The sequence below is a fragment of the Aquaspirillum sp. genome, from assembly GCF_055136605.1.
Window position 1 is genome coordinate 1 of sequence record NZ_JBSQVP010000092.1, and the last position, 6,703, is coordinate 6,703.

9 protein-coding genes are annotated in these 6,703 nt (G+C 42.5%); 3 read left to right on the plus strand and 6 right to left on the minus strand.

All coding sequences use genetic code 11. The features are described 5' to 3' along the window. Positions 1-39: 39 nt before the first annotated feature. The 6 genes from ACTBZS_RS11480 to ACTBZS_RS11505 are packed head-to-tail and all read right to left on the minus strand — an operon-like array spanning position 40 to position 3,775. Positions 40-747, minus strand: coding sequence for an MlaA family lipoprotein (locus tag ACTBZS_RS11480; protein WP_463044219.1), 708 nt, complete (start codon positions 745-747; stop codon positions 40-42). 10 nt (positions 748-757) lie between these two features. After that, a complete protein-coding gene (locus tag ACTBZS_RS11485; protein ID WP_463044220.1) occupies positions 758-1,051 on the minus strand; it encodes an STAS domain-containing protein in 294 nt (97 codons plus the stop codon). Then, the gene (locus ACTBZS_RS11490; RefSeq protein ID WP_460429452.1) at positions 1,029-1,649 is read right to left on the minus strand and encodes an MlaC/ttg2D family ABC transporter substrate-binding protein; all 621 of its coding nucleotides are present in this window, start codon (positions 1,647-1,649) and stop codon (positions 1,029-1,031) included. Before ACTBZS_RS11490 ends, ACTBZS_RS11485 begins: the two co-directional genes overlap by 23 nt. 12 nt (positions 1,650-1,661) lie before the next feature. Next, positions 1,662-2,153, minus strand: a complete 492-nt coding sequence (gene mlaD / locus ACTBZS_RS11495) for an outer membrane lipid asymmetry maintenance protein MlaD (RefSeq protein WP_463044225.1) — start codon at positions 2,151-2,153, stop codon at positions 1,662-1,664. A 13-nt stretch (positions 2,154-2,166) separates the two neighbouring features. Beyond that, positions 2,167-2,949, minus strand: coding sequence for a lipid asymmetry maintenance ABC transporter permease subunit MlaE (gene mlaE / locus ACTBZS_RS11500; protein WP_460429451.1), 783 nt, complete (start codon positions 2,947-2,949; stop codon positions 2,167-2,169). Positions 2,950-2,959: 10 nt separating this feature from the next. Continuing rightward, positions 2,960-3,775 carry an ABC transporter ATP-binding protein gene (locus ACTBZS_RS11505; protein WP_463044221.1) on the minus strand — a complete coding sequence of 272 codons (816 nt, stop codon included), beginning with the start codon at positions 3,773-3,775 and terminating at the stop codon, positions 2,960-2,962. A gap of 136 nt (positions 3,776-3,911) precedes the next feature. On the opposite strand from ACTBZS_RS11505, the gene ACTBZS_RS11510 reads away from it, so the two are divergent. From ACTBZS_RS11510 to ACTBZS_RS11520, 3 genes are all read left to right on the plus strand, one after another. Continuing rightward, on the plus strand, positions 3,912-5,591 hold the full coding sequence (locus ACTBZS_RS11510; RefSeq protein ID WP_463044222.1) for a type II secretion system protein GspD: 1,680 nt from the start codon (positions 3,912-3,914) through the stop codon (positions 5,589-5,591). A gap of 1 nt (position 5,592) precedes the next feature. Continuing rightward, a complete protein-coding gene (locus ACTBZS_RS11515) occupies positions 5,593-6,381 on the plus strand; it encodes a tetratricopeptide repeat protein (protein WP_463044223.1) in 789 nt (262 codons plus the stop codon). A 9-nt stretch (positions 6,382-6,390) separates the two neighbouring features. Beyond that, positions 6,391-6,703, plus strand: a 313-nt coding sequence (locus tag ACTBZS_RS11520; protein ID WP_463044224.1) for a hypothetical protein, incomplete at its 3' end; no start/stop codon positions are given.

A 6,703-nucleotide genomic window follows, 5' to 3' on the forward strand; every position in this document is an offset into this window, starting at 1 on the left:
GTGACGGCGCTTTCTAGACCTAATCAGAAAAATAATCTATTAAGGATTAACTAATTCATTAATTGGAATGTCTTCTTCTGCTTGTGATGGCAACCCGACTTTTTTATCGCGCATTTGTAAGTAGGTATCCCTCATCAAAGAGTACGGATCCAGCGCAGCCTCTTCCAACAGTTTTTCACTACCAAGGAGACGTGCCCGCTGGTTGATGACATTGACGCCAGCTAGCGTATTACGTGTCGGTACATCGTGTTGTACGTAGTGATCGAGGGGGTTAGAAACGAAATCAACACCAGTACCAATCGTATCCCGTACAGTCGAGGGCCCTAATAAAGGCAACATCACATAATCACTATTTTTCCAACCATAATGCGCTAAAGTATCACCAAATCCACTCTTTTGACTTTTTAATCCCATCGGTGAAGCAATATCAAGCAAACCGCCAAAACCAAATACTGTATTGACTGCAACGCGGAAAAAATCATTCAGCGCTTCTTTTGGTTTTAATTGCACAGCATGATTGGCAAAACTGACAATATCTTTCATATTGTCAAAAACGTTACTCACCCCTACCCGAACCGGCTCCGGTGTCACCGTTTTGTATCCTTCAGCAACCGGCTGAATCACATATCGATCAGCTTTCTGATTAAAAGAAAACACGACTCGGTTAACCGGTTCAAAAGGATCTCGGGCATGACGCTGTTCAACACTGGCACACGCGGTTAAGGTCAGCACCAAGGCTGTCACCATCACCGAGCGCCTATTCAATACGGGTAACAAAATGAGAAACTCCATATAAGTCAGCGAGATCTAAAAAGGCCTGAGGCAGATGACAATGCACAAGCTCGACCTTCTTTGTCACAGCTATTCTTTGTAACTGCAATGCCAGAGCAACAGCAGCAGAATCAACCTTATCCACCGCTTGCCAATCAAAACAGACAACCCCACGCTGCAATGCTTGACTCATTTCACGTTCAATGTTTGCGGCCTCATAAAACGTGACGTTGCCCTTTAGCGGCCACGCCGACAACTCAGCTTTTGGCGATGAAAGCATCGTTTTTCTCTTTTAATGACTTAATTAAGCCATCAACACCCGATTGGCGGATGATATCGTTGAAATTATTCCGATAAACAGTCACCAAGCTCGCGCCTTCAACAGAAACATTGTAGACCTTCCATTCACCGGCAACTTTATATAACGAATAATCAACCTGCACATTTTTACCATCCCCCATTGCCACTTGGCTACGCACGGTAGCTTCGTTGCCATCGGCAGAAATGACAGGGTTAGAAGCAACGTTGACCTGTGCATTACGGAAACGGAACATGGTTGAAGTATAGGTACGGACCAGTAAGGTTTTAAACTGCACTTGCAGTTCTTCCTGTTGAGCAGAAGAGGCCTCTTTCCACCCGCGTCCTACGGCTAGGGCTGTCATGCGTTTAAAATCAAATTTTGGTATGGCAATGGCCTCGACTTCGGCACGAACTTGACGACTATTCTTGCCATCATCTTTCTTCAGTGTATCTAACACCTGCCGTGAAGCCTGACGCACCATCGCATCAGGGGTGTCATTCGCTAACGCAACAGTAGAGGGCAGTAAGCCAGCACAGAAAACGATGGGCATTAACCAACGCTGTAAACTTTGTAACATACTTTATTTTCCTTAATTAAATGATGATGGTTCAGTTGGACTGGTCGGTTTTTCGGCAAAGTTCAACATAAACTTACCAACCAGATCTTCTAATACTAATGCAGATGAAGTGATGCCAATCTTATCGCCTGCGGCCAATTGGATATCATCACCACCATCTAACAACCCAATATATTGTTCACCCAATAGACCTGCGGTCAAAATTTGCGCGCTGACATCCTTGCTAAAACGATATTCACTGTTCAATGCCAAAGTAGCACGAGCACGCATGGTTTTTGTATCCAAGGCAATCGATTCGACTCGGCCCACCAATACACCGGCGGCTTTCACTGGCGCTCTGACTTTTAGACCGCCGATATTGTCAAATTCGGCATACACCACATAGCTCTGCACGCCAGAACCGAAGGAGGTCAGGTTTGCGACTTTCAGTGCCAAGAATAACAGCGCACCAAGACCAATCACCGCAAAGACACCAACCCACAAATCTATCGTACCGCGTTGCACCATTCTTGAATCCTTAGAACATAAAAGCCGTTAAGATAAAATCGAGGGCTAAAATCACCAGTGCAGAAGTCACCACAGTTCGAGTGGTTGCGCCCGATACACCAGCAGCAGTAGGTACCGCATTCACCCCCTCAAATACTGCAATCAGCGTCACCGCTATCCCAAAAATCACACTTTTAATCGCACCATTCACCACATCATAGTGAAGATCAACATTCGATTGCATTTGTGACCAATAAGCCCCTCCATCGAGACCAATCATCACCACACCAACGAAATAACCACCCACAATTCCACACACATTAAATACAGCAGCAAGTAAGGGCATTGATAACACACCAGCCCAAAAGCGGGGGGCTAACACCCGTGCTATCGGATTCACCCCCATCACTGCCATCGCGTCTAGCTGCTCGGTGGCTTTCATCAGACCAATTTCTGCGGTCATGGCACTGCCAGATCGACTGGCGAATAACAAGGCAGCCAATACCGGACCAAGCTCACGCAGCAAAGACAATGCCACCAAGGTGCCAAGTGCCTCTGTAGAACCAAAACTATTGAGCGTGGTATAGCCTTGCAGAGCTAACACCATCCCGACGAAGGTACCAGACACAACAATGATCAATAATGACAACACACCCGCAAAATAAATCTCACGGATTAACAGAGGCAGTCGCTGTAATGTCTGTAAAGAATTGATTAACAACAGAAACAAAAAGCGCATGGCAAAACCAAAACGCCAAACACCTTCTATAACCAGATGCCCAACTCGACGTAAGGGGTACAATAAATCAGGCAAATGAATCTCCTCAGGACGTTAAACCAAGTTCAGTAGCATAATCAGCCGCAGCATAGTGCAACCTTACAGGGCCATCCGCTTCACCTTGGACAAATTGCTTCACAAATGGGTCAGTCGAAACACGCACTTCATGCGGTGTCCCTTGTGCGACAATTTTTCCCTCGGCAATAAAATACACATAATCTAGTATATTCAACGAAACATGCACATCATGGGTAACCATCACTGCCGTTGTTTTAAGTGCATCATTAAGACGGCGGATCAACACAGCAATCGTACCGAGTGCAATCGGGTCTAAACCAGTAAAAGGTTCATCGTACAGCATTAACGCAGGATCTAAGGCAATCGCCCGCGCCAAAGCGACCCGACGCGACATCCCCCCTGATAGCTGGGATGGCATTAAATTCGCTGTACCACGCAAACCCACCGCCTGTAGTTTCATCAACACCAAATCACGAATCATTGCCTCTGGCAATTGAGTATGCTCACGCAGCGGAAATGCCACATTTTCAAATACATTCAAGTCGGTAAACAAAGCACCAAATTGAAACAACATCCCCAAACGCCGACGCAATACCAGTAAGTCCCGATCAGAAAGCCGATTGACCTCACAACCATCGACCCAAACAGAACCAGACTGTGGTTTCACCTGACCCGACAATAGACGCAGCAATGTTGTTTTTCCGCAACCCGACCCGCCCATTATGGCAACTAGCTTACCTTGCGGTATAGATAGTGAAATGTCTTGCAAAATAGGCTTTGTGCCGTAGGAAAAACTAACATTCTTAAGTTCTATGAAAGGTTTGTAATCTGTTTCACTGCACATATACCCACCCAGCAAGCACATTAGCATTGCAAATAAAAAAGCGAGATGATAAATATCACCTCGACAGACGGATTATATTCCGTGATGAATTGAGATACCAAATTGTTGCCGTCAATTGGGCGTGGAGTCGACAACCATGGGAATGCAATTTCATATTAGAGCATGCCAACAAGCAAAAATTCCTTTGCTGCTGACGGTTATGTTATCGCTAACGGCGTGTCAGCATCGACCTCTAACACCTTCGCCGCATCATCTTTCCCCACCAGTCCATCCATCCCCTACTGTTTTATCCACTCCTGATATCAAGCCATCCTTACCCAGTTTGGTTGAACCAGCGCCCAAAACTTTTTCTTTAGTCGTTTCACAAGCCCCTGCACGTGATGTCCTCACCCAAATAGCAAAAGAGGCAGGGCTCAATGCCGATGTCCATCCAGCAATCAATGGTCTGATCACAATCCATGCTGTTAAACAATCTTTACCAGCTATTTTAAATCGTATTGCACAACAAGTTGCCATCCGTTGGCGCATGAGCGATCAGGCTATCATTATTGAGCCAGATACACCCTATCTAAAACACTACCAAATCAACCACTTAAACCTAAACCGTCAATATAAAACAGAAATTGGTGCAAGCTCAGTCGTCAAAGCCAGTGGCAGTCATAGCATTATTCCAGGCAATCAATCAGGGCATAAAGCAGGATCATATAGTCAATTTCAAAACGAGGCACATAATCACTTTTGGCAGAGTTTACAAAATCATCTTGAAAAAACTCTGCAAGAACGTAGCCCTCCACCAACCGTCGTCGATTCAACGCCAAAATCTAGCGAACAAAAATCGAATCAACACACAGCAACAATTCAAAGCAAAGACAGTTTTTCTCAAACGTCTAATTTAGTTTCAATTCACAAAGAGACTGGCATTGTTTCCATACTGGCAACTGAAAATCAACATCAAAAAATCTCTCAACTGATTAAAGAAATAGAACTTCAAAGCAACAAACAGGTCATGATAGAGGCAACTATCATTGAAATAGAACTGTCACGTGAATATCAAATGGGTATTGATTGGCAAGGAATATTTCAAGAAGGACATTACCGCTACCAACAAAACTTTGCCCGTTATATCAATAGCAGCCCAATACCAAAATTCAATGCTGCATTACCTTTTTTTGAATACATCTCTCGCAGTGGAAATATACAAAGCACAATACAAGCATTAGAAAGCTTTGGCAAACTCAAAGTTTTATCCAGCCCTAAAATTATCTCTTTAAACAATCAACCCGCTATTCTGAAGGCAGTACAAGATATCCCTTATTTTACTATGCGGGTCAATATCTCCGAGGGCAACAACAATCAGGTCAGTCGAACCAGTTACGAAAGTTATTTAAATACTGTTTCAGAAGGTATAGTCCTCACTATTTTGCCGCAAATTTCCGATCAAGGAAAAATAGCAATCAACATTCGTCCAACAATCTCTTCTGTCATTGGATATATCAGAGACCCGGCCATTGATTTAGCACTTTCACAACAAGCTAAAACTCACTCAGTTGATGTAAAAAGTGAAATCCCTATCGTGCAGATTCGTGAATTGGAATCAACACTGTTCCTTCAAGATGGTCAAGTTGCTGTTCTTGGTGGCTTAATTAAAGACCAGATTAAAGAAAACAATATAGGTTTGCCCTTTATTAGCCGTCTGCCAGTGCTGGGTAACGTATTTAAGTATCAAACAGAAGAAACCAAAAAAACAGAACTGGTAGTTTTGATCAAACCAACGTTAATTTCTAAGCCTCACCCAAACCTATTAAATGGAGGTTAATATGAAAATTAAGCCACAAAGTGAATTTAACTTTCCAGGCAGATCGCACCATCAAGAGATAGAACAATCTTTACATCAACAATCGATTCAAGAGACAGAGACAAAACAAACAAAAAACATCAAACCCGTGTTGATTGTGGGTAGTATTTTCACTTTTGCGGGATTTTTATTTGGCACAGATCTTACTTTGTTTAGTGCTAAAGCCGAACAAGTTCCTCAGATACAAAAGAGTACACAAAAAGCAACCAATGTTCTACCGGAACCACCTATTTCAGAAGAAAACTTGGAAGAACAACTACTTGATAAACTCGCTAGAGAATATCCGGCACCATCATCTGTTATCGATGAAGACAATAAAAAAGTAGATATAGAAAAAGAGGTGCTAAGTTTCAAAACAGTTTCTCCTACCGAGAAACCTCTATCTGTAGCAAAGGAAGATCACCCTCCCAAACAACGCTACTTTTTTGATCAGCACGAAGAAGAACAAATAATAAGTAAGACAGTTAGCAAAGATATGACAGCAGACCAGATATTCTTATATGGAATTGAGTTGGCAAAAATTGGTGACTGGCAACAAGCACAAGAGAATTTCTTTATTGCTTATGAAATGCAACCGAAGCAGGCCGATTTTGCTTTTAATTTAGCAGTTAGCCTTGATCAGCTCGGTTTAAAAAATCAAGCCATCCTATTTTATAGAAAATCGATAGAACTTATACAACAAGGATCTTCTTATCAATTTAATACTGAGCAAGTAGAGAATCGTCTTTCTCAAATTGAAAAAGTTAGCTGAGATAAAAGAATGGATGATAAAAAAATTGGCAGACTCCTCATTGAAAAAGGGTTTATCAATGAGCAGCAACTCTCGATTGCACTCGAAGAACAAAAACATAGGGCAACAAAATCAAAAATTTGTAATCTTATGATTGAAATGGGATTTATTGATGCTGATGTTTGCTATCAATTGCTAGCTCAAAAATTAAAGGTAAAAAGCATTGATGATTTTGACAAAACCAATAAACAAAATTTTCAATTTACCGAACAACAGTTGCTAGTGCTTGAAAAGCATCTAGCCTTTCCGTTGCGGTTTGAAGAAACAACTAACACAATTAGTC

What these genes read in the sequence shown, in the direction of transcription:
- ACTBZS_RS11480 (WP_463044219.1), bottom strand. Translation starts at nt 747, where the DNA reads ATGGTGACAGCCTTGGTGCTGACCTTAACCGCGTGTGCCAGTGTTGAA.
- ACTBZS_RS11485 (WP_463044220.1), bottom strand. Translation starts at nt 1,051, where the DNA reads ATGCTTTCATCGCCAAAAGCTGAGTTGTCGGCGTGGCCGCTAAAGGGC.
- ACTBZS_RS11490 (WP_460429452.1), bottom strand. Translation starts at nt 1,649, where the DNA reads ATGTTACAAAGTTTACAGCGTTGGTTAATGCCCATCGTTTTCTGTGCT.
- ACTBZS_RS11505 (WP_463044221.1), bottom strand. Translation starts at nt 3,775, where the DNA reads ATGTGCAGTGAAACAGATTACAAACCTTTCATAGAACTTAAGAATGTT.
- ACTBZS_RS11510 (WP_463044222.1), top strand. Translation starts at nt 3,912, where the DNA reads ATGGGAATGCAATTTCATATTAGAGCATGCCAACAAGCAAAAATTCCT.
- ACTBZS_RS11515 (WP_463044223.1), top strand. Translation starts at nt 5,593, where the DNA reads ATGAAAATTAAGCCACAAAGTGAATTTAACTTTCCAGGCAGATCGCAC.